The 26,030-nt window shown below is 32.4% G+C and carries 24 protein-coding genes and 2 pseudogenes; 2 read left to right on the top strand and 24 right to left on the bottom strand.

Features of this window, described 5'->3' with window-relative positions:
- Positions 1-73: 73 nt before the first annotated feature.
- The 22 genes and pseudogenes from flgL to LGK97_RS03460 all read right to left on the bottom strand — a co-directional run bounded on the left by flgL (position 74) and on the right by LGK97_RS03460 (position 22,013).
- Entirely contained in the window at positions 74-1,033 is a 960-nt protein-coding gene (flgL, locus tag LGK97_RS03560) for a flagellar hook-associated protein FlgL (RefSeq protein WP_226258363.1), read from the bottom strand.
- A 38-nt stretch (positions 1,034-1,071) separates the two neighbouring features.
- On the bottom strand, positions 1,072-2,874 hold the full coding sequence (gene flgK / locus LGK97_RS03555; RefSeq protein WP_226258362.1) for a flagellar hook-associated protein FlgK: 1,803 nt from the start codon (positions 2,872-2,874) through the stop codon (positions 1,072-1,074).
- Positions 2,875-2,888: 14 nt separating this feature from the next.
- Positions 2,889-3,299, bottom strand: coding sequence for a flagellar protein FlgN (locus tag LGK97_RS03550; RefSeq protein WP_226258361.1), 411 nt, complete (start codon positions 3,297-3,299; stop codon positions 2,889-2,891).
- 2 nt (positions 3,300-3,301) lie between these two features.
- On the bottom strand, positions 3,302-3,574 hold the full coding sequence (locus tag LGK97_RS19915) for a flagellar biosynthesis anti-sigma factor FlgM (RefSeq protein ID WP_226258360.1): 273 nt from the start codon (positions 3,572-3,574) through the stop codon (positions 3,302-3,304).
- A 163-nt stretch (positions 3,575-3,737) separates the two neighbouring features.
- Complete coding sequence (gene fliY, locus LGK97_RS03540; protein WP_226258359.1) at positions 3,738-4,880, bottom strand: flagellar motor switch phosphatase FliY; 1,143 nt, start codon at positions 4,878-4,880, stop codon at positions 3,738-3,740.
- Complete coding sequence (gene fliM, locus LGK97_RS03535) at positions 4,873-5,868, bottom strand: flagellar motor switch protein FliM (protein ID WP_226258358.1); 996 nt, start codon at positions 5,866-5,868, stop codon at positions 4,873-4,875. Before fliM ends, fliY begins: the two co-directional genes overlap by 8 nt.
- A gap of 73 nt (positions 5,869-5,941) precedes the next feature.
- A complete protein-coding gene (locus LGK97_RS03530) occupies positions 5,942-6,343 on the bottom strand; it encodes a chemotaxis protein CheW (RefSeq protein WP_226258357.1) in 402 nt (133 codons plus the stop codon).
- A gap of 12 nt (positions 6,344-6,355) precedes the next feature.
- On the bottom strand, positions 6,356-6,715 hold the full coding sequence (locus LGK97_RS03525; RefSeq protein ID WP_226258356.1) for a response regulator: 360 nt from the start codon (positions 6,713-6,715) through the stop codon (positions 6,356-6,358).
- A 16-nt stretch (positions 6,716-6,731) separates the two neighbouring features.
- Positions 6,732-7,331 carry a chemotaxis protein CheC gene (locus tag LGK97_RS03520; RefSeq protein ID WP_226258355.1) on the bottom strand — a complete coding sequence of 200 codons (600 nt, stop codon included), beginning with the start codon at positions 7,329-7,331 and terminating at the stop codon, positions 6,732-6,734.
- Positions 7,332-7,343: 12 nt separating this feature from the next.
- Positions 7,344-8,483: pseudogene (locus tag LGK97_RS20030) on the bottom strand (chemotaxis protein CheA); the annotation flags it as partial.
- Between the two features lie 155 nt (positions 8,484-8,638).
- Positions 8,639-9,428: pseudogene (locus tag LGK97_RS20025) on the bottom strand (Hpt domain-containing protein); the annotation flags it as partial.
- 49 nt (positions 9,429-9,477) lie between these two features.
- Positions 9,478-10,242, bottom strand: coding sequence for a CheR family methyltransferase (locus LGK97_RS03510; RefSeq protein ID WP_226258353.1), 765 nt, complete (start codon positions 10,240-10,242; stop codon positions 9,478-9,480).
- Positions 10,243-10,251: 9 nt separating this feature from the next.
- Positions 10,252-11,292, bottom strand: a complete 1,041-nt coding sequence (locus tag LGK97_RS03505) for a protein-glutamate methylesterase/protein-glutamine glutaminase (protein WP_226258352.1) — start codon at positions 11,290-11,292, stop codon at positions 10,252-10,254.
- Between the two features lie 34 nt (positions 11,293-11,326).
- Positions 11,327-11,815 carry a chemotaxis protein CheD gene (locus LGK97_RS03500; RefSeq protein ID WP_226258351.1) on the bottom strand — a complete coding sequence of 163 codons (489 nt, stop codon included), beginning with the start codon at positions 11,813-11,815 and terminating at the stop codon, positions 11,327-11,329.
- Between the two features lie 12 nt (positions 11,816-11,827).
- Positions 11,828-12,277: a chemotaxis protein CheW gene (locus LGK97_RS03495; protein ID WP_226258350.1), complete on the bottom strand. Its 450-nt coding sequence runs from the start codon at positions 12,275-12,277 to the stop codon at positions 11,828-11,830.
- A 74-nt stretch (positions 12,278-12,351) separates the two neighbouring features.
- On the bottom strand, positions 12,352-14,340 hold the full coding sequence (locus tag LGK97_RS03490) for a flagellar assembly protein A (RefSeq protein WP_226258349.1): 1,989 nt from the start codon (positions 14,338-14,340) through the stop codon (positions 12,352-12,354).
- 85 nt (positions 14,341-14,425) lie between these two features.
- Positions 14,426-15,301, bottom strand: a complete 876-nt coding sequence (locus tag LGK97_RS03485) for an aminotransferase class IV (protein ID WP_226258348.1) — start codon at positions 15,299-15,301, stop codon at positions 14,426-14,428.
- Positions 15,302-15,387: 86 nt separating this feature from the next.
- On the bottom strand, positions 15,388-16,032 hold the full coding sequence (locus LGK97_RS03480; protein WP_226258347.1) for an HAD-IB family hydrolase: 645 nt from the start codon (positions 16,030-16,032) through the stop codon (positions 15,388-15,390).
- Between the two features lie 108 nt (positions 16,033-16,140).
- Positions 16,141-16,539, bottom strand: coding sequence for a DUF1292 domain-containing protein (locus tag LGK97_RS03475; protein WP_226258346.1), 399 nt, complete (start codon positions 16,537-16,539; stop codon positions 16,141-16,143).
- Positions 16,540-16,714: 175 nt separating this feature from the next.
- Positions 16,715-20,233, bottom strand: coding sequence for a pyruvate:ferredoxin (flavodoxin) oxidoreductase (gene nifJ / locus LGK97_RS03470; RefSeq protein ID WP_226258345.1), 3,519 nt, complete (start codon positions 20,231-20,233; stop codon positions 16,715-16,717).
- A gap of 103 nt (positions 20,234-20,336) precedes the next feature.
- Positions 20,337-20,762, bottom strand: coding sequence for a flavodoxin (locus LGK97_RS03465; RefSeq protein ID WP_226258344.1), 426 nt, complete (start codon positions 20,760-20,762; stop codon positions 20,337-20,339).
- 177 nt (positions 20,763-20,939) lie between these two features.
- Positions 20,940-22,013 (bottom strand): undecaprenyldiphospho-muramoylpentapeptide beta-N-acetylglucosaminyltransferase, encoded by a 1,074-nt coding sequence (locus LGK97_RS03460; protein ID WP_226258343.1) that lies wholly within the window; start codon positions 22,011-22,013, stop codon positions 20,940-20,942.
- Between the two features lie 221 nt (positions 22,014-22,234).
- On the opposite strand from LGK97_RS03460, the gene LGK97_RS03455 reads away from it, so the two are divergent.
- A complete protein-coding gene (locus LGK97_RS03455; RefSeq protein WP_226258342.1) occupies positions 22,235-22,420 on the top strand; it encodes an alpha/beta-type small acid-soluble spore protein in 186 nt (61 codons plus the stop codon).
- A gap of 230 nt (positions 22,421-22,650) precedes the next feature.
- A complete protein-coding gene (locus LGK97_RS03450; protein ID WP_226258341.1) occupies positions 22,651-22,842 on the top strand; it encodes an alpha/beta-type small acid-soluble spore protein in 192 nt (63 codons plus the stop codon).
- A gap of 37 nt (positions 22,843-22,879) precedes the next feature.
- On the opposite strand, the gene recJ is transcribed toward LGK97_RS03450, so the two are convergent.
- Positions 22,880-24,658 carry a single-stranded-DNA-specific exonuclease RecJ gene (gene recJ, locus LGK97_RS03445; protein WP_226258340.1) on the bottom strand — a complete coding sequence of 593 codons (1,779 nt, stop codon included), beginning with the start codon at positions 24,656-24,658 and terminating at the stop codon, positions 22,880-22,882.
- A gap of 101 nt (positions 24,659-24,759) precedes the next feature.
- Positions 24,760-25,995 (bottom strand): M16 family metallopeptidase, encoded by a 1,236-nt coding sequence (locus LGK97_RS03440; RefSeq protein ID WP_226258339.1) that lies wholly within the window; start codon positions 25,993-25,995, stop codon positions 24,760-24,762.
- Positions 25,996-26,030 lie beyond the last annotated feature (35 nt).

The raw sequence follows: 26,030 nt of genomic DNA, 5'->3' as shown, positions 1-26,030 counted from the left end.
ACTCACTCCTTTATAAAAAATTACTTTCTTCTTAATTGTTTAACTCTTAACTATTTATTGTGTATAGTAATATTTATCTCAGATAATCCAGTAATGAAGGTTGAAGTACTTTAGCACTAGTTTGAAGGGATGCAATATATATTGTTTGCATAGTAGCATATTCCATTGTTTTTTCTGTAATATCAATATCCTCAGTTCTTGACAAAATTTCTGTCATATTAAAATTCAAATCTGTATTTCTAGCTTCCGCACTTTCCATCCTGTTTTGTTTTGCTCCAACTTCAGAACGTAACTTTAAAATATTAGTCATAAAGCTTTTAATACCTGTTAGGTCCTCATTGGTCAATTTTTTAATCTCGTTTGAATCATCAGAATCGAGGTGTGCAGTAATATCCTGTAATAATTTCATGAGATTATCATCTACACCTGTACCATAATCTATAACTTGTGTTGCTGTAATATTATAATCCATTGTTACTCCCTGAGACACTTCTACCAATCGCTTATCTTTAATCATATTCAATTGTTCAGTCCTTGCTGGTTCCGTTGTATCTGTATTATAAATCAAATCGGTATTTCCACCTGTCATCTCTGTTTCCACAGGTTTGATTGTTGTCCTTGTACCTCCAAAAATATACTTTCCATCAAAACTAGTATTTAGTATTTGTGACATTTCTCCTACCTTTTGATTTATTTCATCTTTTATGGCTTTTCTTTCACTATCACTATAGGTAGCATTTCCAGCAGATATCAAAAGTTCTTCAATTCTTCCAGATACATTTCCTAATTGTCCTAATGCTGTATCTGTAGTATCAAGCCAATTAATAGCATCTTTAATATTATTTTTATATTGCTTATTTGCATCTATATCAGAATACATTTGCATTATCCTAGAAGCCTTAAAAGGATCATCCGAAGGTTTTCTTATCTCTTTACCAGAAGTCATTTGACCTTGCAATCTATTCATATTATTTAAATTTGTTCTCATATCTCTTAAAAAATTATTTGACAGCATCTTATTGGTTACTCTCATATCTTCACCCCTTAATTACTCTATGTATTTTCTTATATTTATCTTTTCAACCCATTGATAACTACATCTAGAAGTTCATCAACAGTTGAAATAATTTTTGCATTAGCTTGATAAGCATGTTGAAATTGAATCATGTTAGCCATTTCTTCATCCAATGACACCCCTGATATGGAGGTTCTTGCTTCATCTAAGCTTGATAATAGTGCTTCATGGTTTTTTACAATTCTTTTTGCTTCTTGGGTCTGAACAGCTAATCTATTTACAGTATCTTTAAAATAACCACCAATTGTCATTCCATTTGAATTAGAATTAACCATCATGACCCCTAAAACAGTATCACTTTTAAATTCATTTTTTAAAAGAAAAGCTTCTCTTGTTGTATCCGCCTCCACACCTTGTATCTCTAACCTTACATCTCTAAGCATTGCAATAGCTAGTGCTCTATTTCCGTCTGTAGCACCTGCTCCAGCTATTTTTCCAACATTAATTTTCATAACATCTTTTAGCAAATCTTCATTAATAGAAATATTCCCTGCATTAATGTCCAATTCTCCAGAAGCAGTAGCATTATCGCCATTAACAAAAAACAAGTCTTCATTGGCAGTACTTTCACCACTATGCACCGCATTTATAGAAAATGCAATACCCTTAGCTAATCTGTTTAACTGATCCACATATATATCAATATCTTCTTGTACAGACATATATCCCTTTAGTTCGCCTTTTTCCGGCTTGAAAAGCTTAATGTCGTCCATGTTTACCGGTGTAGTTGTACTTGCTGGTGTAGTTACTGTTGTTATCCCCGGTGGAACTTCATCCCCATTGGAATTCTTACCAGCAATTCTATTTCCACTTCCATCTATGGCATAGCCTTCTTTGTCTGCCCAAAGCACTCTACCTTGATCTAAGTCTTTGTAACCTTTACTATCTAAATCCATTGTAATAGTTACTTTATTCTCTTCCTTTGACATATCTCCATTTCTGTAATAAGTCACTTCATATCTTTCAGTGTGACCCGGTTTTGGTGGATTGCTTGGCAGAATACTATTCACATAAGAAAATCTTCTAACCTCATCATTAGGATTACATCTCACAAGATATGCATTTTCCATACCTTCAGTATCAGTTGGTTTAAGGTCTTCTCCAGCTAAGTTTTTTTTATCAATGTTAATTCCAAATTTTGTACTAAGTTGATCTACTAGTAAATCTCTTTTATCCATTAAGTCATTGGGTTCATTTCCACCAACCTTAACACTTATAACCTGCTGATTTAGTTCATTTATTTGATTAAGCATATTATTTATGTCTACTACATTTTGTTTAATAACATCTTGACTATTGCCCTTTAGGTTTATTAATTGCTTGTAGGTATTGTTTAATTCATCAGTAAGAGCTTTAGATTGCTGGGCTACTACTGTTCTTGCATTTGAGCTTTCTGGATGCTTTGATAGTTCTTGCCAGGAGTCAAAAACCTTTCCTAGGAGAGTCGAAACCCCTGTATCGCTAGGTTCATTCATGATACTTTCAATTTCTGTTAAAAACTGCTCTCGACCCTCATACCAGCCTTTTGTACCATTTTCTGTTCTTACCTGATAATCTAAAAAACTATCTCTAATTCTTGATATGGAGGAAATCTGTACTCCAGTACCTAATTGCCCTGGTCCAATTGCATTATTCATACTAGGCATACCAAATGGCCTTGTAGTCTCCATTGTAGCTCTCTGCCTTGAATATCCTTCTGTATTAGCATTAGATATATTGTGAGTTGTTACATCAATTGCCTTTTGTTGTGCGAACATACCTCTTTTAGCTACATTAAAAGTTCCAAATAATCCTGACATCTCTTCACCTCATGTTATTTCTTTACTTTGCCATAAGCATTGTAAGTTTTTGTTTCCCGTACCGGGTTTAATACATTTAGTATTCTATTTGTAAAACTAAGTCCTTGTTTTATAAGCAGTTCATTTGTATCCTTTTGTAGTACAACTTCTTGCAGTAACTGCTTAATTTTGTGATAATTACTTTCAAGCTCGTCATCTCTAAGTTCTTCAATTATCTCTGTCATGCCCTTGCTTTGCGTAAGTTTTCTCCGCTCAACTTCCATGCTGGCTATGTTTTTGTTAGCATCTTTAATTTTTCCTACGCAGGCTTCCATTCCAAAAATATCAGCAACAATTATACATTTGTGTTGCTCTTCTAGTGCTAGCAAAAGTATTAATATTGCTTCTATTTCCTGTATTATGACACTATTTAGTTTATCTTTCATAACTAAATGTCTCTCCCTTTCATAACCTCAATAATCTTTTTAGCAGTTAATGTTGAATCCATTTTGTAAGTGCCTTGCATTACCTCACTTCTAATAGCATCTATTTTTTCTTTTGAATTTACACATTTACTATCTAAGGCAAATGCACTTAGAGTTTTACCTGCTGAGGATAACTCTATAGTATCCTTTTTTGAAATAGATACCTTTGCATCTACTTTTGATGTACTGTTTTTATAAGTATTAACAACATTATTTTTCACTGCATTTATTTTCACTCTTATCCACTCCTAGCTTTATAGAAATTAATATCCCTCTCTACTTCTATCTATTTCTATTATCGTATATACTCCATTAAAGTTTATACAAAAAAATAAAAAGAAATAAATTTTCATTATTCCTTTTTATAGTATATGTAATTCTAGTTTAGAGTTTATTGCTTTATTCTACAATAGCTTTAACTCTTTCTTCTCCACTAATTATACTAGTAATTCTAACTCCAAAGTTTTCATCTACCACTACTACTTCACCATAAGCTACTTTTTTGCCATTTACCAATATTTCTACTGGTTCTTCTGCTAGCTTATCAAGTTCAATTAAAGATCCAGTTCCCAAATTCAAAATATCCCTAATGTTCTTTTTAGTCTTTCCAAGCACTACTGAAATATCTAATGGTACATCTAATATTAAATCAATATTTCTAGGTGCATTATGCATATGTGATTGTGTTAATGGCTTAAACGATGCTTGCCTTACCTCCACTTGTGATTCCTGCCTCTCTATTGGTTTTGAATAATATTCCACTTCAGGCGCTGCTTCATGGTAAACTGGCGCACTTTGCAGAGCTTCATTTACATGAACTTGCTTAGCCTCTGGCCCTTTTACTTCATCTTGTGTTATAGCTACTTCTGCTTCTTCTGTACCCATCATAATAGAAATAATTTTTTGGGCAGTTTCTATAGGAAGCACTTGCATTATAGTACTATCAATTAAATCACCAATAGTCAATTTAAACGCTACTTGAACAACTTCCTCATCTTCGTCTATACTATCATTTAAAGGTGATGTAGTGTCGTCCCATATCTTAGATTCAGGAGGTGAAATGTTTACCATTCTACCAAACATTGTTGCCATAGAAGTTGCAGCAGAACCAATCATCTGATTCATAGCTTCTGAAACTGCACTAATTTCAATTTCTGAAAGTGCTGGCACACCTTCTACTTTTCCGTCTCCACCCATCATTAAACTAGCTATAACTGCTGCATCACTAGTTTTTATTACTAAAAGATTTCCACCTGAAATACCACTTACAAACTTTACATCTAAAGCAATATTGGGAGTCTCATATTGTGATCTTAATTTTCTAAGTGTAGTTACTGAAACTACTGGCGTTGCAATATTCACTGGTTGACCTACAATAGTGGAAAGTGCAGTTGATGCCGATCCCATAGAAATATTTCCAACTTCACCTAACAAATCTTTCTCACTATCAGTAAGCTCAAATTCATGTTTAGGTTCTGGTATGTCGTCGCCTCCATTTAAGAGAGCGTCAATTTCTTCTTGCGAAAGAAAGCCATTACTCATAATTTTGCACATCCTTATCTATTATATCTAATATCTCAATACCTCTGTTTTTACCTATGGTGCCAGGCATTCCAGTATAACATAACTGTCCTTCAACAAATACTTTAACTGGGCTATCACTTAAGTTATCTAGGGTAATTACATCCCCTTCGCTTAGTTGTAAAAATTCATTTACAGTAATATTTGTACTACCTAGCATTCCTGTCATTGGTACGTTTACTATGTTTAATCGTTCTTTTAATTTATTTCTAGATTCATTTACAATATCTTCATCATTTTCTCTAAACCAATATTGAACAACCAATTTATCAAGTACTTTTTCAATACTTAAGTACGGTATGCAGATGTTAATAAACGTACTGCTATTACCCATTTCCACAGAAAAAGTAATTAGTGCAACTGGTTCATTTGGTGCTAAAGTTTGATTTAATGCCGGATTAGTTTCCAATGCTTCAATCTCCGGTTCTACTTCTAAAACATCTTCCCAAGCAAGCTTTAAGTTAGCTATAAGCCCTGCATTAACACTTTTCAATATGTTCTTATCTATGTCAGAGAATTCTTTAGCCTTAAATTTCCTATTTCCCATTCCTCCAAGGAGAATATCTATTACTTGAAAAGCAAATTGTGGATTGGTTTCAAATAATATTGAGCCACTTAAAGGTGGCATCTTAAATATAGTCAAAACTGTTGGATTAGGAATTGAATGAACAAACTCTTCATAGGTTATTTGCTGAATACTTTCAATTTTAATTTTTACATTGCTTCGCAGTTGTGCAGATAAATAACTTGATATTATTCTTCCATAATTATCGTGAATTAGCTCAAGAGTTCTAAGGTGATCCTTTGAGAACTTTTGAGGGCTTCTAAAATCATATAATTTAATTTTATGCTTTTCCTCTTCGCCCGGGAGCTGATCTGTTGCTATCTCCCCAGAAGATAGGGCAGATAAAAGTGAGTCTATTTCACTTTGCGATAATACTTCTGCCATATTTCTACCTCATTTCTTTATATAGAATATTATTAATAGGCATTGTTACATCTGTACTCTTTTTTATACTATATTAATTCTCAATAAGTTTAGCTATATCAATCAATGTAATTATTCTATCTTTAAAGTTTATAACCCCTTTGATATAAGCTTTGTTTCTGTCAGTTTCAACTTTTTCTACCAAATCTTCTTCAATTTCTAATACTTCATCAACCTGGTCCACAGTAACTCCAACAGATTCATCTTGCAGATTTAAGATAATAATATTTTCTTGACTGCCCTCAGACTTTTCAATATGCAAAAGAAGATTTATATCTAAGAGAGAAATTATAGTACCTCTTAGATTAATTAAACCTTTTATGTACTGCGCGGACTTAGGTACTTTTGTTATTTCCATCATATCATTAATGCTTTGAACCTTTGCTGCTTCTACTGCAAACTGTTCTTCATTAACTTTGAATACAACTACTTGCATAACTTTCCCCTCCTAGCCTACAACTTTTTTTATTGCTTCAAGGACTCTATCTGCTTGAAATGGTTTAACAATAAAATCTTTTGCCCCAGCTCTAATTGCATCCATAACCATGCTCTGTTGTCCCATAGCACTACACATAATTACTTTTGCAGCAGGATCAAACTCTTTTATTGCTTTAACTGCTTCAATACCATCCATATCGGGCATGGTAATATCCATGGTAACAACATCCGGTTTTTCAGCTTTGTATAATTCTACAGCCTTTAACCCGTTACTTGCTTCACCAACAACTTCAAATCCGTTTTTTTCCAAGATATCCTTTATCATCATTCTCATAAATGCAGCGTCATCAACAATTAATACTTTAGCCATTTTTTAATACCTCCAATTAATTTACACCTAATGAATTTAATATTTTTTCTAGTGATCCGGGCATAGGTATATAATAGAAATGCCCACTTATTTTTTCATTTTCTTGTAGAAACTGTGTTTCTAAATCAAGTACTCGCTCATCGAATTGACCTGATTCAATAAAAGTAGTTGAGAGTATTGCTCCCATCATATCTAGTGCAACAGCTGGTACTGAAGGCATAAGCAGAAGATTTGTAAGCTTTGCTATAGCATTCATATATGAACTAGAAACAATATTTCCTATTTCACACAATGCAGAATTTCCAAGCTCTGATATATGTTCCTGGTTTTCACCTGTAAGTTTTGAAATAATCTTTAAAGCAGCTTCTTTTTCTAAAGTAAACAGTATATTACCAGGTATATCCCCAAGGACTCTTACGATTACACCAATTACTACTTCTTCAACCCCTACTTTCGAGAAAATATCATCAAAAGGAATAATTTTTACTGCTGGCACTGTCATATCAACTTTTTCATTCAACAATTGAGATAGTGCAGTAGCGGCATTTCCTGCCCCTATGTTGCCAACTTCTTGTAGTACATCTAATTGCATAGCATTTAGATTGGAAAATTCCATATTATACACTCCTTACACTAGCGCAGCAACGTCTAGTATCAACGTAACTAGGCCATCCCCTAAAATAGTTGCACCTATATACTCTTTTAAATCATGCAATGTTTTCCCTAGGGGCTTTATTACTATTTCTTGTTGTCCTAGCAATGAATCTACTAACAGTCCCACTATTTTTTCTCCTACTTTTACAATAACAATATATTTTTTTGCTTTCTCACTAGTTTCCAGTTTAAGTATTTCGCTTACTCTTACTAATGGGATTATATTATCATTATACACAATAACTTCTTTATTATTAGTTTTCTTAACTAATTCATCCTTATAATCTATTACCCTATCAATGTAACCAAGAGAAATAGCCATAGTTTCATCACCGATTTTTACAAGTAACGCTTGAATAATTTGTAGTGTCAATGGTAATCTTATAATAAATGAGGTACCTTTGTCAATTTCACTTATTGCATCTACTGTTCCGCCAAGCGCAGCAATTTTAGTTTTAACAACATCCATGCCTACTCCACGCCCGGAGATATCTGTTACTTTTTCATTAGTACTAAATCCTTGTGCAAAAATCAAATTCTTTATATCTGAATCTGACATACCTTCTGTGTTTATGCCTACTTTATTAGCTTTTGCCTTAATCTTATCAACATCTAGGCCTTTCCCATCATCTTCAACCTTTATTATTGCTTTAGTACCTTCAGGGTAAGCTATAAGTTTAATCTTACCAACGGGACTCTTTCCTTTTGCAATTCTATCTTTACTTGTTTCAATACCATGGTCTGCTGCATTACGAAGCAAATGTAGTAGTGGCTCACCAATCTCATCTATAACTGTTCTATCAAGTTCGGTGCCTTGCCCTTGTATTTCAAGTTCCATTTCTTTCCCCAGATCTTTTGACAAATCCCTTATCATTCTTGGGAATCTATTAAATACTACTTCTAGAGGTAGCATTCTTATTTTCATTACTAAGTCTTGTAACTCTGAGGTGGCTCTCGCAACTTGTTCTAAGGTTTCATTTAAATCAGTTAATCTATGATTACTGCTTATTTGTTCAAGTCTTGTTCTATGAATTACAAGTTCTGAAACCATATTCATGAATTTATCTAGTCTATCAAGTTCAACTCTCACAGATTGATGGGCTTTTTTATGAACTACCGCTTCCTTCTTATCACTTTTTTTATCTTCTGAAGCTTCCGTAGTTTTTACAGCCTCTGTTTTAGCATCTTGTGCATTTTCTACTGGGTTTAAGTTCACGGATTCATCTGATAGTTTATCTGCATTAACTTTAACATCAAGATGTTCTACCATTACCTGTTCTACCTCAGAAATACCTAGTAAGATATCTACTACTTCTGACTTTTCTTTGTTGGTAATATAAATTAAATCTATTTCAAATTCAAAGTTTTCATTTTCGATTTCTTCTGATCCCGGTATAGATTTTATTATTTCACCATATTCTTCTAAGCTTTTAAAAATTAGAAATGCCCTTGCTGATTTTAGTAGTGTGTTTTCACTTATTAAAATCTTTATTTCATAAACATCAAATTTTTTCTCTAGAGCTTGTTTAACAACATTAATGTCATATTCATTAAGTGTAATTTTCTCATTAAAATCACTTTCATTAATTGCAGATATTTCTTCATTTGCGGTGTCTTGTACACCTACTTGCTCTCCGTCCTTATTATTACCTTTGGTCTCTGAAGTTTTAAGGGTGTCATTTCCCTCTGCAATAGAGTGTAAATCACTTAGTATATCCTCAATTGAAAGCTCCTCAGAAACTCCTTCTGTAATGTTATTAACCATTCTCTCTAATGTATCAAGGCATCTGAATAAAACTGTTACCACCTTTTCTGTAACCTTAAGCTTGCCTTCCCTGAACTTTGATAGAACATCCTCCATTTTATGTGTTAGTTCCGCCATTTGACTATAGCCCATTGTTGCTGCCATTCCCTTGATTGTATGAGCTACTCTAAATATTTCATTTAGCTTGTCTATGTTTTCTGGATGTTGTTCTAGTTCAAGAAGAGATTCATTCAATGTCTGTAAATTTTCCATAGACTCTTCTAGGAACATTGACATATATTGCGATGTATCCATTTACTTCCTCCTCATCAATTATTATTCTTTAGCTTTTATGGTTATCTGTTTATATTTTTTTATAAATAAATGTAGATGTCTTTTCAAACCCATACTCTTTATAATTATATATACTTTCAGTAGCACCAACAAAAAGTAATCCACCCTTTTTTAATGATGCACTAAATTTCTTGTATATTTTATCCTTAGTATCTTGATTGAAATATATAACTACATTTCGACATACTATTAAATCAAAGTCACTTTCATAATTATCTAAAATAAGATCATGTTTCTTAAATTCCACCATACCTTTGATTCGAGAATTAACTTGGTATTTGTCATTATTAACTATAAAATATTTATCAAAAAGTGGTTTGGGTACATTTTTAACTTCTGAGTAAACATACTCACCATTTTTCGCTTTTTGCAAAATGGTATTATCTATGTCTGTAGCTATGATTTTATGCCTAGCACTTGAATTTAAATTATCCACAATCATAGCTAAGGAGTAAGGCTCAGCTCCAATAGAGCATGCTGCACTCCAAATTTTAAGTCCTGAGCTACATGATAGTTCAGATTTAACCTTTTTTGAAAGCTCCTCAAATATTTCCGGATTTCTAAAAAACTCAGTTACGTTTATTGTAATAAAATCTAAAAATCTCTGTTTTTGTGTAGGGTCTTGCTTTAACAAAGCAATATACTCTTCTACTGAATTTGCACCAACCCTTGACATTAAGCTTAAAATTCGCCTATGTAATTGATTTGATTTGTACGCTGATAAGTCGATGCTATATTCTTTTAAAACCCATTGCTCAAAATATTTCAAATCCATTAACTATAGTCACCTCCCTAATACAGATTTAATAATTTCCTCTGAAACATTGCCCAGTAAAACAACTTCATCTACCTTACCTGTTTCAAATGCAGCCTTTGGCATTCCATATATAGTGCAAGTAGATGCATGCTCAGCCATGGTAAATCCACCGCTATTTTTAACAGCAACTGTACCATCTGCACCATCGCGCCCCATTCCAGTAAGTATAACACTTAGCAGCTTGGCTCCATAAACTTTAGTAGCTGATATAAAGAGTTTATCTACTGCTGGTCTCACTCCCCATATGCTAGGTTCTGTATTTAAATGTATTCTCTTATCGCTTCCAATCTCCATATGATAACCGCCAGGTGCGATATAAACTACATTCTTTTCTACCATTTCACCATCCTCTGCTTCTACAACTTTTAATTTACTGTTTAAATTGAGTCTATCAGCAAAAGCCTTTGTAAATCCCACTGGCATATGCTGTACTACTAAAATTGGTACCCCTATATTATCGGGCAGTGCCGTTATTACTTTATATAATGCTTTAGGTCCTCCTGTTGATGCGCCAATAACTACAGCTTCTACCTTCTTCACCCCTCCTGTTTTAATCTTGCTTACAGCTATTTCATTCTCTACTCTAGATGTAATTTTACCTTCCATTTGCATAAAAGCAAGTTTTATTTTTTGAATAAGCTCAATTTTAACTTTGTCAATATCTAAGGATATTGCACCTGATGGCTTTGTTATAAAATCAAAAGCTCCTAGTTCAAGGCATTCCATAGTTAATTCTGTTCCAGCTTTAGAAACACTACTAAGTATAATAACTGGTATGTTTATATTATTTTTCTTTAACGCTTTTAAGGTTTCTCTACCATCCATTTTAGGCATTTCAATATCTAAAGTTATTACATCTGGGGTTTTGAGGCCTATCTTTGTTAACAAATCTTCGCCGTTTTTTGCTGTATCTATAACTCCCATTTCTTCCTGTGCATTAATCATATCAGAAACAATTCTTCTCATTAATGCCGAATCATCTACTACAATCACCTTAATTTTTCTCAACAATATATATCACCTCATTAACTTTATACATTTTTTAAAATTCTGTAGTTCCCATGCCTACAGTTCTAATTGACAATATACCGCTTTCAGTATCAAATATCAAGGTTCTTCCTTTATTACCTCCAACATCTTCTGCTAAAATTGGAATGGATAAAATTTTCAATGCATTTTTCACTGCAATACCATTCCTGTTACCAATATCCATAATTATGCTTTTATCCGAGAAATTAAACATTGAAGCTCCACCTGCTATTTTAGCAGTCATATTTCTAAGTTTCGCACCTTTTTTTATCATATCCTCAACTAATATGGGGATGGCTAAATCTGCAAATTTAGCTTGATTTGTTACTGTGTTAAATTGACTGCTATCTGGAAGCATTATATGGGCAAGCCCACCAAGCCTTGTGGTTTTGTCATAAATTGCAATCCCCACACATGAACCAAGTCCCACAGTTATTAATTTATCTGGAGAAAATGCTATATTTAAATCTGCTATCCCAACTTTTATTTCATTATATTCCATACTTCACCCTATTTATAATAATTGATTTTTTTCTTCTGCTGTTAATATTGCTGAAAGATTTAAATATATAATTATTCTGCCATCCATCTTAATTAGTCCTTTGATATATCTTTTTGATATTCCATCAACTATTTCTGGAGAATCTTCTATCTTATCAACCTTCACATCTTTAACTTCAGAAACTAAATCAACCACTATACCTATCTTACCTTGATTTTGCTTAGCAACTATTATCTTGGATTGTTCTTGTATTTGCGTAAAAGGCAAGTTAAATCTTTTTGATAAGGATATAATTGGTAGAATCATATCTTCATAATTTATTACACCTTCAACAAATGCTGGGGAGTCTGGGATCTTAGTTGAATTTTCATATTCTAATATTCTTTCAACTTCCATAATATTGGTAGCATAATGCTCTCCATTTATGCTAAAAATCAAAATTTTAATTTCTTGTTCCTTCATGTTATGTCCTCCTTAAATCACATTAAGTTACTTTGTTAGCATTAAATCATCATCTGAGATGTTGTTAAACCAAGTTACAGTAGAAGTTTTTCAATAATTAATTCTCTGTTCTCATCTTGAAAAACATGTACGTCTTTACTATCCGCATCTAGAATATATTCCTTTGCACCCACCATAAACTTAGTATTTGCATAAGCAACTTTTGCCCAGATATGACCATTAGCTTCTACAATAAGCTTTGTTGATACACCCCCATGACCGCCAACTTTCTTACACTTAATTTCTTTTCCAGCCTGTATTACTCCACCTCTAGCTATACTTTTATCGTGCTCAAATATTACACTATCACTTGCTGTTATTTGTGACACATATTGCCCTTTACCACTAAATATAATATTACCCGAACTTTTAACTGTAGAATCTTGACAATAGTCTAGCTTAACGTCTACAGGAAGTGTTAAATTCATTTCAAGTATAGATATTTTATTTTCAATGATTTTAACTGCTTGGTTTAACTCTTCATAGCTATCTATATTAAGAGGTCCCAAATCAAGTATTTTATGCTTAATTATATATACTAATTCGTCTTCTTCATTTTGCAGCATTATTCTTTTAGCTACCCGCAAAGATGCTTGAGGAAGTTTTTTAAATTTTGTTTCTAGCAAAGTCTTAATGAGTTCACCATCACGGGTATTCCTTTGCAAAAGATTCATATCCTTAAGTTGACTTATAGAAGATATTAATTTTACCAGATCATCTTTCATGCTATTTAGGTCACTTAAATATTCTAAAGTTAACACGTCTTCTTTTCCAGCTGCAACTGTTGAATGAATTACATTCCCATTTACAACTATATCTCCATTTGCAATAATTTCTGCATCAGTAACATTTTGTTTAATCAAAATGCAATTACCTGCTTCTACCTTCATTCCTTCATTTACATTCCCACTTATAACTATATCGCCTACAAATTTAATATTACCTGTTTTTATCTCTACATCTCCATTTATTTCATGTATTTTATAAACGAAAAACATATTTCCCTTTGATGATGGTCTACCTTCAATTGTTGCTACAACAGTATATTCATCTACTATTTTGCAACCTTCACCTACAGCTAATACTATCTTTTTCGAATTCTTAGCCTTTACACTCCTACCTGTAATCTCCATTCCGTCTTCACCATCTTTGCCGGGATGAAGAACAGCTAAAACTTGTCCTATTTCTACTCCTTCAACGGAGCCTATATCCTTATAGTCTATATTCTTACTACTGTCCTCACTTTGTTGTTCTTGAGCACCAACCTGTTTATATTTAACTTCTAGCATATCGTCTATACCTTGCACCGTTTCTTTCCCTTGTGCAATTAGCATATCCGAAATTTCAGTTGCCGCCGCACACTTTATGACATTCATCATTAAAACTCCGTATTTGATGTTTTGGTTTATTAACTCACTTTTAATTTCAGAATCTGTGAATTTAGGTGGCATAATTTCTTCTTTAACTTCTAGTTCCATCTTGAGTGAATTAGTAGGTTCTGAATCCTTTAATTTATAACTGATTTTTGGTTTATATGTAATACTAATATATGCCTGTGTCTTATCTTCATTTATTTTAAAACTCATAAGTCTTTTGGCATCGACATCATCGAAAGCAACTGCCACATTGCTATCTTCATATACGTTTGTGAGAGAGATTATTTTTTCATCATTTACAGTTACAGTAATGTTATTTGAACTAGTAATCATTGCTGGTTTCCCAGCTTCTTTAGGGTTTTTTATAATAATCTTGCCCTGTTTAATTTCTACAGTTCCATTTATGTTTTCGTTTTGAATCCCATTACTTAGATTTTCCTTATTATAAGTTTCTTTTCCACTTAGATCATCTATAGAATCTACACTATCAATAGAAATTATAGCATGTTTTTTAAATAAACCTCTTTTTTCTTCTATTATTGAATACTTTATCTTGTCTATGGGAACACCCAAGCTAATACTTGCATTTTTCAAGCATTCTACAACAGTAGCACCTTCAAACTTCTTACACTTTACCTCATCAGCCATTTTCTCCACTCCTTTACATAAGAAAATTATACCATGATTCCTCCATTTTTTGCACAATATATCAAAAGCTTTTATTATTTATCGTCTAATTTTTCATATACTTTACAAAACTCTGCTTATTTTTATTAATTTCAACTTGTAGTTCCTTCATTATTAAGTTTATTATTGTATTTCTTGATGAATTAAATAATAAATCATCAACACTTTTTATTGGAAGCACTTTAGGTGATGTTCCTGATATGAATAAACCAGTTAAAGCTTCTAAATCTTTTTCATGAATATTTCTTTCTTCAAATTCTACATTTAAACTTTTACAAGCCTTTATAATAAATTGTCTTGTAATGCCTGGTAATACGTCTTCAAGTTTTGAAGTAACCACTGTAGAACCTATAACCATAAAAATATTTGATCTACTACCTTCTGTAATAAAACCAGCATCATTCACTAAAATTGCCTCATATGCATCTTTACTACTAATAAGGGCATTTACCTTTTCTCTAAAAACACTATTAATAACTTTAGCATTGGGATTGCTTCTTTCTCCATGATAGATAATAGTCTTTACTCCTTGCGCATATTCTTCTTTTGAAGGATAAGAATGAGGCAAGAAATATGCTAAGAATCTTTTCTTAATGTTATTATTCTTAGAACCTTCTTTATTCCCACTGTCTAAGCTATAGTTTATAACTAACTTTAGGTTTCCTTCTTTAACGTTATTTTCACTTATTAATTTCAGAATTCTATTAATGATTTCATCAGTTGTTATGCTTATATTATATTTCATAATTTCCGCAGAATTATAAAGACGTTCTATATGTTCCATAAGAAAAACTGGGATACCATCGTCAATTCTTATAACCTCATATAATGATTTCCCGTCTTCCCTATAGTAATCTTTAAACTCCTCACATAACTTGATTTCGTTTTCATATAAAAAATATGTGTTCATGCACTTATCCATATAAATCCTCCTCATTGCTTTTGACAGCTTTAAATTATTAAATACTAGCTCTCTAAAATTAGCACCAAAGTTTTATAATTATTACATTACTTCCATTTCAATATTTGAATTTTATCATGAGATTTCTTGAAATTTATTAAATAAGGATGCCCAACTAGATTAAAAAGAGGCAAATCTGATAGCGAATCAGAAAACATATAAGACTCCTTAAAATCAACTTCTATTTTTTCTTCTTTTAACACTTCTTCTAATCTTTTTACCTTTTCTTCTCCTTTACAATTTTCACCGTGAATTTCATTCTTATGTAGTCCATTTTCCACTGTAAACCTTGTTCCTATAACCTTATCTACTTCCTTTATGTTGTAAAGCTCATTTAAGTAAAATTCAGCTGAGGCAGAAATTAAATATATCTTATATCCCTGCATTTTCATTTTTTTAATCATATCTATAGCATCTTTATATAATATTCTGCTTAACCGCTTTTCATAAAACTCTTTAACAATCTTTTTCATTTCATTTTCATCTATACCATCAATAAATCTAATAAAGATTTTCTTTACTGTGGAAGCATCGTGTATATTAAAAAAATAAAACATTGATGAGAATAAACTCTTAGGTAGATACTTTAAAAGCTTAGGATTCTTTTTTATCATAAAAAGATAAAATTCTACTAAGGTCTCCCTTTTTGTTAAAGTGTAATCAACATCAAAAATAGCTAATTTCTCTTTCATTATGTCCTCCTTTTAAATAGTATTATGAATATTGTTACCACTATATAGCTATTAATTCCTTTTTAAATCTAAAAAGAGCCGATGCATTAGCAACGACTCATTTTAAGACTATTTTTCGTCTTTAATCATTTCTTCATAATATTTAGTTACTTCTTCGAATTCTTCATCTTCAGGGATGATTAATTCTCCTGTTTCTTCATCTCCAATTACCTTGAAAAGATATATTGAATCATCTTCAGGATTTTGAACTAACGCATATTCATTATCTTTATAAGTAAATCCATCTACAACTTCACATGGAATTACATTACCTTCTTCGTCTTCTAAGTCTACAGTGAAAGCTTCTCCTTCTCCACAGCCACAATCGCAACCACAGTCTTCATGATCATGTTCATGCTCATGACCTCCGCATCCACAACCTTCGTTATTTTCGCAGCCACAGCCTTCATTTTTAACTTCATTATCCTCATCACAGCATCCGCATGATGTTTTTTTATCTTCATTCATAGTGTAGTACCTCCTATTTTCAGTATAGTTCCATTCTACCCTTTATTACGAAATATTAAAAGGGGTTTTTTGAATATTTTTATTAAATCATTGTTAAACCCTTCAATAAACCATTTTAAATTCAAAGGAAGATGAAATTTCATCCATCTTCCCTTGAATTAACAACATTTAAAAACTATTCTTGGTTTGCAAGCTTTCTGTATCCTGCTAATCTTTCCATAGCATCTTTTTCTGTTTTAGCGAATAACTCTTCCGCTATTTCTGGGAATAACTTAGAAAGTGATGAATATCTTACTTCACCTAATAAGTATTCTCTAAAGGAAGTTGTTGGCTCTTTGGAATCTAATATAAATGGATTCTTTCCTGCTTCCTTAAGTTCTGGGTTAAATCTGTACATACCCCAATATCCAGCTTCAACAGCTTTCTTAGTTTCTAGTTGGGTACATCCCATTCCAACTTTAAGACCATGATTGATACATGGAGAGTATGCAATTATTAGTGATGGTCCTTTATATGCTTCTGCTTCTCTTATAGCTTTTAGTGTTTGGTTTTTATCAGCACCCATAGCTATTTGAGCAACATAAACGTATCCATAGCTCATTGCCATCATACCTAAATCTTTTTTCTTAGTTCTCTTACCTGCTGCTGCAAATTTTGCAATAGCTGCAGTTGGAGTAGATTTTGAAGATTGACCACCTGTATTTGAATATACTTCTGTATCAAATACGAAAATATTTACATCTTCACCAGTTGCAAGTACATGGTCAACTCCGCCATATCCTATATCATAAGCCCAACCGTCTCCACCAAATATCCATTGAGACTTCTTAACTAAATGATCTTTCTTGTTAAATACTTCTTTTAATGCTTCATTGTTGCATTTTTCAGCATCTAATAATGGTAACATTTTAGCTGTTGCAGTTTTTGAACCCTCTGCATCATCTTTATTTTCAATCCATTCATTGATAGCTGCTTTTAACGCTTCACTTGTGTTTAAAGTTAATGCTTCTCTAGCTGAAAGTTCAACTTTATCTCTTAACTGGCTATTTCCAAGGAACATTCCAAGTCCAAATTCAGCATTGTCTTCAAATAGTGAGTTAGCCCAAGCTGGTCCTTGACCACATTCATTAACTGTATATGGAGTAGCTGGAGCACTTCCTCCCCAAATTGAAGAACATCCTGTAGCATTAGCTACCATCATTCTGTCTCCGAATAATTGAGTAATAAGTCTAGCATATGGTGTCTCTCCACATCCAGCACAAGCTCCGCTGAATTCCATTAATGGTTGCTCAAATTGGCTTCCCTTAACAGTTGCTGTTCCCATAGGATTTTCTTTTTTAGATAATTTTAAAGCAAATTCCCAGTTCTCTTTTTGTGCTAATTGTGTTTCATATGGTTTCATGATTAAAGCTTTTTCTTTTGCAGGACAAACTTCTGCACAGTTACCACAGCCAGTACAATCTTCCATACTTACGCCTATAGTAAAGTTATATCCTTCAAAGTTCTTTCCACCAACTGCTTTTTTGCTTTCATAGCTAGCTGGAGCATTAGTAAGCTCTTCATCAGATGATAAGAATGGTCTTATTACAGCATGTGGACATACGTATGCACATTGATTACATTGTATACATTTGTCTGCTTGCCATTCTGGTACGTTAACAGCAATACTTCTCTTCTCAAATGCAGCTGTTCCTGGTGCAAATGATCCATTTTCTATTCCAGCAAATGCACTTACAGGTAAAGAGTCTCCTTCTTGTCTGTTCATTACATCAACAATGTTTTTAATAAACTCTGGTCTAGCTGCTACTTGATGCTCTGCTAAATCTTTTGCATCTTTCCAGCTTGCTGGCACTTCAACCTTAACAACTGATTGAATTCCTTTGTCTATTGCTGCATTATTCATTGTAATAATCTTTTCGCCTTTTTTACCGTAAGATTTAACAACTGCTTCTTTAAGATAATTAACTGCATCCTCTAGCGGTATAATGTTTGCTAGTTTAAAGAATGCTGATTGCATTATCATGTTGATTCTTCCGCCAAGACCTATTTCCTCAGCTATACCTACTGCATTAATAATATTAAAGTTAATATTGTGATTAGCAATATATCTCTTCATAGTTGCTGGTAAATGCATTTCTAATTCTTCTACACTCCATATACAGTTTAGAAGGAATGTTCCATTATCTTTAATTCCTTTTAAAACATCATATTTATCTACATAAGATTGATTATGACAAGCAACATAGTTTGCAGCACTAATTAAATATGGTGATTTTATTGCTTTCTTACCAAATCTTAAGTGAGAAACTGTTATACCACCTGATTTTTTAGAGTCATATGCAAAGTATGCTTGAGCATACATATCTGTATGGTCTCCTATGATTTTTATAGCACTTTTGTTAGCTCCAACAGTACCGTCTGATCCAAGACCCCAGAATTTACATTCTATAGTTCCATCAGGAGTTGTTGTTATTGCTTCTCCAGTTGTAAGTGATGTGTTAGTAACGTCATCAACGATACCTATAGTAAATCCATTTTTAGGAGAATCTGCTTTTAATGCTTCATATACAGCAACAATTTGAGCTGGAGTAGTATCTTTTGATCCAAGGCCATATCTTCCACCAACTATAACTGGTCTGTTTTCTTTTTCATAATAAGCATTTCTAACATCTTGGAATAATGGTTCTCCTATTGAACCTGGTTCTTTTGTTCTATCAAGTACTGATATCTTTTTAACTGTTTTTGGTATGTACTTAAAGAAATGATCTAATGAGAACGGTCTGTAAAGGTGTATTTTAAGAACTCCAACCTTTTCTCCTTTTGCATTTAAATAATCTATAGTTTCTTCAATAGTATCACAAACTGAACCCATTGCTATTATCATTCTATCTGCATCAGGTGCACCATAGTAGTTAAATAAGTGGTAATCAGTTCCGATTAATGAATTTATTTTACCCATGTAATTTTCAACGTTTTCTGGAAGAGCATCATAGAATTTGTTTGAAGCTTCTCTTCCTTGGAAATATATATCTGGGTTTTGTGCTGTTCCACGTGTTTCAGGATGAGCTGGACTCATAGAATTATTTCTAAATGCTTCTAGTGCCTCTTTATTTAAAAGACTTCCTAGAGTTTCATAATCCCAAGTTTGAATCTTTTGTATTTCATGAGAAGTTCTAAATCCATCAAAGAAACTTAGGAAAGGAACTCTTCCTTCAATAGCAGCTAAATGAGCAATTGGAGCTAAGTCCATTACCTCTTGTACGCTACCAGATGCAAGTAAAGCAAATCCTGTTTGTCTTGTAGCCATTACGTCTTGATGATCTCCAAAAATAGATAAAGCATGAGTAGCTAATGCTCTAGCGCTTACATGGAATACTCCAGGTAAAAGTTCTCCTGCTATTTTGTACATATTTGGAATCATTAATAGTAAACCTTGAGAAGCAGTAAATGTTGTAGTTAAAGCTCCAGTTTCAAGTGAACCATGAACTGCTCCTGCTGCTCCTGCTTCTGATTGCATCTCCATAAGTTTAATCTTTTGGCCAAATATATTTTTTCTTCCTTGCGCTGCCCATTCATCACAATACTCCGCCATTGTTGAAGATGGTGTTATAGGATAAATTGCTGCTACATCGGTATAGGCATAAGCAACGTGTGCTGCTGCTGCATTCCCGTCCATAGTTTTCATTTTTCTCATTTAATAAACCTTCTTTCTTTAATAATATTGTAAAGATATTTAAAAGCTTAAAATAACAGCTTTTTAAATTATTTCATGCAAAATTAACTAATACTTTTCAGTATTAGTTAACTAAACTTCTTCCCATTTCTTCTGCCTTCTCTAATTGTTCTTGTGAAGGAGCTTCATTAACAGTCAAACTTTCTGTTACATTAAATTCATAATCTGTCATTAAGCTTTTCCATTTGTTCATAAACTCTCCATCGTCCCATCCATAAGATCCAAACAATCCTGTAATCTTATTGTTAACTGGGATATCTTTAAACTTATTAACAAAAGGTTGCATTTCTTGTTGCTCTATTCTATTGTTATCCATTGATGGACTTCCAAAAGCAACTGCATCTGCACTAGTTACATCTTCCACAGTAGCTTCATGAACTAGTTTAACTAGCACCTCTGCTCCTGCGTCTTTTGCTCCTTTAGCTATATGATTAGCTAAAACTTCAACATTACCGCCATTGCTCCAATAAATTATTGTTAACTTCTTCATTACTATCACCCCATATACTTATATTATTAGATAGTTTTTGGTACCCCTTAATTATACATCATAATGAAAAATATTCAAGTTTTTTGTACTTTTATATTAAATTTTAAAATTAATAATCTCACTTCATTTTAATGTTCTTTGGAGTATATAAAAAAAGATGAAGAAGTTATACCTTCATCATCTTTTTCTATACTTTTCTATTAATTCCACTATTAAATCAATACTCTTTTCAGTGTTACTATTATTCATATTTTTAATATATTTATTTTTGTCATCATACAACTCTTTAATTTTTATTTCTAAATTTTCTGGAGTTAATTCCTCTTCTTGAATAACCATACTATAGCCACTCTTTTCAAAGGATTTTGCATTAAGTATCTGATCTCCTCTGCTTGACTTGGCTGATAGTGGGATTAATAAATTTGGTTTCCTTAGAGCTAAAAGTTCAAAAATTACATTTGCACCAGCTCTCGAAACAACAATATCTGCACTTGCTAGCAAATGAGGAAGTTCATCTTTTATATAATCAAACTGTTTATACCCATTTTTACCTTCAAGTGTTTTATCAATGTTACCATTGCCACAAATATGAATAATATTATATTTAATCATTAGTTTTTGAAGTTTTGCACGTATTGCTTCATTTATAACTTTAGAACCTAAGCTACCGCCTATAATCATTAATACTGGTTTTTCATCTTTAAAACCACATATTTCCTTAGCTTTTGTTTTGCTTCCTTCAAATAACTCACGTCTTATAGGATTTCCCGTAACAACTCCTTTGCCCTTTTTAATAGTATTTAAGGCCTCTGGAAAGGTTGCACATACTATCTTGCAATATGGAGATACTAGTCTATTAGCAAGTCCTGGTGTAATATCACATTCATGTGCAATTACCGGTACTTTATTTAAATATGCTGCAAGTACAACAGGTACAGAAACAAATCCGCCTTTTGAAAAAACAATATCTGGTTTCTGCATTTTTATTATTTTTTTAGCTTCAAAGATTCCTTTAATTACTTTAAATGGGTCAGATATATTTTTAATATCAAAATATCTACGAAGTTTGCCACTAGAGATAGGATAATATCTAATATTTTCACCCTCTATTATTTTCCTTTCAATTCCTTCTTTAGTTCCAATATATTCAATTTCGTAACCTAACATTTTAAGTTTTGGTATAAGCGCAAGATTTGGTGTTACATGGCCTGCTGAGCCTCCACCAGTCATTATTATTTTATGTTTTTTCACTTTAACACTCCTTCTAAAAACATGCTTTACTCAATATATTCTACATTATTATACACCAATTAGAATAAAAGGTTCTATTATTATTGAAAATTAAGTTGTCCATAATTTTCTAAACAGTATATATTTTTCATAAGTATCCTTCAACTCACTAAAATAAAATTTGAATATAAGGATAAACTACTATCATAACACAATAACAATTTAGAAGGAGGTAATTAACTATGGCAAACAGAACATTGGTACCACAAGCAAGAGAGGGATTAAACAAATTTAAAATGGAAGCTGCTCAAGAAGTTGGAGTTAACTTATCACAAGGTTACAATGGTGATCTTACTTCTAGACAAAATGGTTCAGTAGGCGGACAAATGGTTAAAAAAATGGTAGAACAGTACGAAAAAAATCTGTAATTAAAAGTTTCAAAAGGGAGAAAAGGTATATGCTAAGCATATACCTTTTCTCTTGTTACTTTATACCATGTAATTGTTTTGCATGCTACTTAAATATTTCATATGATGGTAGATACTCATTTAAGTTGTTGTACTTGCCTTCTTTTCCTTAAAGATTCTCTTATATATTTTGAATTTTTGCACAAGATACTATTATAGCAAAAACAAAATATAAAAGGAGTGATGATCAAATGGCAAACAGAAGTAGAACATTAGTACCTGAAGCTAGAGAGGGTTTAAACAGATTTAAAATGGAAGCGGCTCAAGAGGTTGGGGTTAGTTTATCAGAAGGTTATAACGGAGATCTTACTTCTAGACAATGTGGTTCTGTTGGTGGACAAATGGTTAAAAAAATGGTAGAGCAATACGAAAGAAATTTATAATTTCAGATAAGTAACATTAAGGCATATAGATCTAGGTCTATATGCCTTTGCTAAGTTTAAATTCTAAAATCTTTAGCTGAATAGATTTATATCCGTTATATTCATTGACTTGAGGCGAATAAATTAAATCCAGTTTCATACCTCTTGGGTTGTTGAGATAGCTCATATGATCTTCTCCATATCCATCTTCTAACATTTCTATAAACTCATCTACTCTATTGAAACATATTCCATCAATAGTTTTACTTGCACCCGGCATTGCAAATTTTATCTTTATTGTATTAGCGTTTTTACCCAGTATATCTATTCTTAATACTTGAATACCCTTTTCAGCTAATAATGGAGATGGATTACCTTTTCCAAAGGGTTCTAAAAGTTCTAATTCATGAATTATGTCATAATTTATTTTATTTAAAGCCATTCTTTCATCAATTCTTATTTTAGGCACAATATCTTCATCTGTTAATTTGCAAATACTATTTAGCTTTTGCCTTAACTTTTCTATATTTTCCTCTTTTATAGAAAGACCTGCAGCCATTGGGTGGCCTCCGAATTTTTCTAGTAGCTCTTCGCACTTTATTAATTCTTCAAATAAGTTATATTCATCAATAGATCTTGCTGAACCTTTTGGATTATCTTTACCCTTAGTAAGAATTATTGTTGGTACATTGAAAGCTTCCCTAACTCGACCTGCTACAATTCCTGCAATACTCTCATGAATAGTATCTTTATAAACCACTAATACTTTGTCATTTTTAAAGGTGGAATGCTCTATAAGATTTATTACCTCTTCTACGTTTTCCGTTGTCATCTCTTGTCTTTTTTTATTGAGTTCAAATAATATTTTTGCTAGTTCTTTAGCCCTATCTTCTTCGTCACATATAAGTAATTCAACAGAAAGAGCTGCTGTCTCTAACCTTCCCGTGGCGTTTATGCATGGTCCTATTTGAAATCCAACATGATATGATTTTATGTCCCTATCATTAATACTTAAAACTTCCTTTAAACATTTAAGTCCCAAGTTTTTTGTATTTGTTAACATTGCCAAGGCATTCTTTGCAATTATTCTGTTCTCAGAAGTTAAATCTACTACATCACAAATGGTTCCAACTCCTGCTATCTCTATGAATTCTCTTGCAAACTCTTCATTAATTCCAAGTTTAATATACAATGCTTGTACAAACTTAAAGGCAATGCCTGCGCCACACAAATTTTTAAAGGGATAGTTACAATCCTCTTGCTTAGGATTAATAACTGCATCTGCTATTGGAACCTTAAAAGTTCTGTCGCCTCGTATATCCTCTTCAAATTGTAACTCATGATGATCAGTTATTATAACAGTCATTCCCAGTTCCTTTGCAAGTTCCACTTGCTCTAAGGCCGCAATTCCATTATCACAAGTTAAAATCAGGCAAAAACCTTCCTCTTTAAGTTTCCTTATTCTATCACTATTTATGCCATAGCCTTCATGTTCTCGATCCGGCACATAGTATGCTACATCTGCTCCACAGTGTTTTAATGCCTTATACATTATAACGGTGCTAGTAACTCCATCCGCGTCATAATCTCCATATACCACTATTTTTTCTTTGTTTTCTATGGCTAATTTAATTAAATCTATAGCTTTTCTCATGTCCTTCATTAAAAACGGATCATACAAATCATCAGTGCTTGCCCTCATGAATTTTTTTATGTCTATGGCATTATCTAATCCCCGGTTAATTAAAATCTTAGCTACGGTAGCGCTAACTCCTGAATCTTTTGCCAAAGTAATTACATCCTTAGAGGTGCTTTTTATTAACCATTTTTTCTCCATATTTATCTCCTAATCAATTGTTTTTCTATATTTGTAAGTTAACGCTGACTTGTTAATATTACAGTATCGCAGATGATGATTTAACGTCCCTTAATCCTTCCTTACATTAAAACTTGAATTGTAGGATTTACTAGAACCTTTTTCACCACTTTCATTACCTCTTCGTCTACAATACTTTCCATTTGCTTAAACTCTGTGAAAATTTCAAACCCATCACCTTGCATAATTTCATAGGTGCATAAGCTCACACTAACTTGAATAGACTTTTCCATTGCAAGCATTCTTCTTAATTTATAACTCTTACACAATTTTATTATGCATTGCTTATGAAAATAGCCCTTTAGCTCTTTTACCTTTTCTATTTCATTATTAATAATTTCTATAGCCTTACTAACATTCTCATGGGAAGTTCCAAGTGTAATTGTAAACAGTTTTATTCCTGTTTCATTTTTAATCTTGCTACTTATGTCATATACAAGGCCTCTCTTAGTTCTGATTTCATCATATAAGATGCTACTTGTACCTTCTCCAAAAACTAGATTAAATAGCTTTAAAGCGCTAATCTCTCTTGAACTTAAATTATGTATTGGAAAGCAGTATTGAATTTTGGCACCTTGCATATCATTTCTATACTGAAAGTACGTTCCTGGTTTGTTTTCTTCATATAAATCCTTCGGTTTGCTGCCTAAAGACTCACTTCCATTAACTAATCTTACATCGAATCCACTAAGATACTTCTCTACTATATCTGAAACCTGCTTAAGACTCATAGAAGATGTTACACTTACCACGCAATTATCTGCAACGTAGTACCTATGATAAAAATCCTTAATTTGCTTCATAGTTATGGAACGTACGCTCTCTTGTGTACCTATAATTAAATTCTTTATCCTTCTTTTATCAAATCCATTATAAAGCATGGAGTCTTCACAAAATTGGTACAACTCATCTTTCCATTCCTTCAATTCCTCGCAAATCACTTCTATTTCTTCTTTGAATCCGCTTAGTGGGAAAGATGGGTTCAAAAGAATATCCGAGTAAATCTCAAAACCCTTTTCAAATTCCTCATCTAATGTGGTTCCATAGTATACTACATAGGGATAATTGGTCATTGCATTACAAAACCCGAAGGTTTCATCACATAATTTATTTATTTCATATTCACTTTTAGAAGTAGTTCCTTTAAAAAGCATATGTTCAACCACATGTGCAACGCCTAAGTTTTCGTCCACCTCTTGATTTGCACCTGCATTAAACCCTATTGTAAAAGATGTTAAATTGTTTTCAGCCTTCTTATATAATAATTTTATCTTGTTTTTTAATATTACCTTTTCCATGATCCACCTCCGACTTTTTTTATTTAGTAAAAACA

This window comes from Clostridium sp. CS001 (assembly GCF_020443565.1).
Lineage (GTDB): Bacteria > Bacillota > Clostridia > Clostridiales > Clostridiaceae > Clostridium_AD.
This window is presented reverse-complemented; position numbering and strand designations above follow the sequence as displayed.

Excerpts from the sequence above, each read along its gene's own strand:
- LGK97_RS03530 (WP_226258357.1), bottom strand. The coding sequence starts at position 6,343 with ATGCAAGTAGTTGTATTCAAAGTTAATGAAGAACAGTTTGCAGTAGAA.
- fliM (WP_226258358.1), bottom strand. The coding sequence starts at position 5,868 with ATGGCAGAAGTATTATCGCAAAGTGAAATAGACTCACTTTTATCTGCC.
- LGK97_RS03550 (WP_226258361.1), bottom strand. The coding sequence starts at position 3,299 with ATGAAAGATAAACTAAATAGTGTCATAATACAGGAAATAGAAGCAATA.
- LGK97_RS03450 (WP_226258341.1), top strand. The coding sequence starts at position 22,651 with ATGGCAAACAGAAGTAGAACATTAGTACCTGAAGCTAGAGAGGGTTTA.
- LGK97_RS03495 (WP_226258350.1), bottom strand. The coding sequence starts at position 12,277 with ATGAAGGAACAAGAAATTAAAATTTTGATTTTTAGCATAAATGGAGAG.
- LGK97_RS03480 (WP_226258347.1), bottom strand. The coding sequence starts at position 16,032 with ATGAAAGAGAAATTAGCTATTTTTGATGTTGATTACACTTTAACAAAA.
- LGK97_RS03485 (WP_226258348.1), bottom strand. The coding sequence starts at position 15,301 with ATGGATAAGTGCATGAACACATATTTTTTATATGAAAACGAAATCAAG.
- nifJ (WP_226258345.1), bottom strand. The coding sequence starts at position 20,233 with ATGAGAAAAATGAAAACTATGGACGGGAATGCAGCAGCAGCACACGTT.
- flgL (WP_226258363.1), bottom strand. The coding sequence starts at position 1,033 with ATGAGAGTAACCAATAAGATGCTGTCAAATAATTTTTTAAGAGATATG.
- LGK97_RS03455 (WP_226258342.1), top strand. The coding sequence starts at position 22,235 with ATGGCAAACAGAACATTGGTACCACAAGCAAGAGAGGGATTAAACAAA.
- LGK97_RS03520 (WP_226258355.1), bottom strand. The coding sequence starts at position 7,331 with ATGGAATTTTCCAATCTAAATGCTATGCAATTAGATGTACTACAAGAA.
- LGK97_RS03440 (WP_226258339.1), bottom strand. The coding sequence starts at position 25,995 with ATGGAAAAGGTAATATTAAAAAACAAGATAAAATTATTATATAAGAAG.
- LGK97_RS03525 (WP_226258356.1), bottom strand. The coding sequence starts at position 6,715 with ATGGCTAAAGTATTAATTGTTGATGACGCTGCATTTATGAGAATGATG.
- LGK97_RS03510 (WP_226258353.1), bottom strand. The coding sequence starts at position 10,242 with ATGGATTTGAAATATTTTGAGCAATGGGTTTTAAAAGAATATAGCATC.
- flgK (WP_226258362.1), bottom strand. The coding sequence starts at position 2,874 with ATGTCAGGATTATTTGGAACTTTTAATGTAGCTAAAAGAGGTATGTTC.
- LGK97_RS03475 (WP_226258346.1), bottom strand. The coding sequence starts at position 16,539 with ATGAATGAAGATAAAAAAACATCATGCGGATGCTGTGATGAGGATAAT.
- LGK97_RS03500 (WP_226258351.1), bottom strand. The coding sequence starts at position 11,815 with ATGGAATATAATGAAATAAAAGTTGGGATAGCAGATTTAAATATAGCA.
- recJ (WP_226258340.1), bottom strand. The coding sequence starts at position 24,658 with ATGGAGAAAAAATGGTTAATAAAAAGCACCTCTAAGGATGTAATTACT.
- fliY (WP_226258359.1), bottom strand. The coding sequence starts at position 4,880 with ATGAGTAATGGCTTTCTTTCGCAAGAAGAAATTGACGCTCTCTTAAAT.
- LGK97_RS03490 (WP_226258349.1), bottom strand. The coding sequence starts at position 14,340 with ATGGCTGATGAGGTAAAGTGTAAGAAGTTTGAAGGTGCTACTGTTGTA.
- LGK97_RS03465 (WP_226258344.1), bottom strand. The coding sequence starts at position 20,762 with ATGAAGAAGTTAACAATAATTTATTGGAGCAATGGCGGTAATGTTGAA.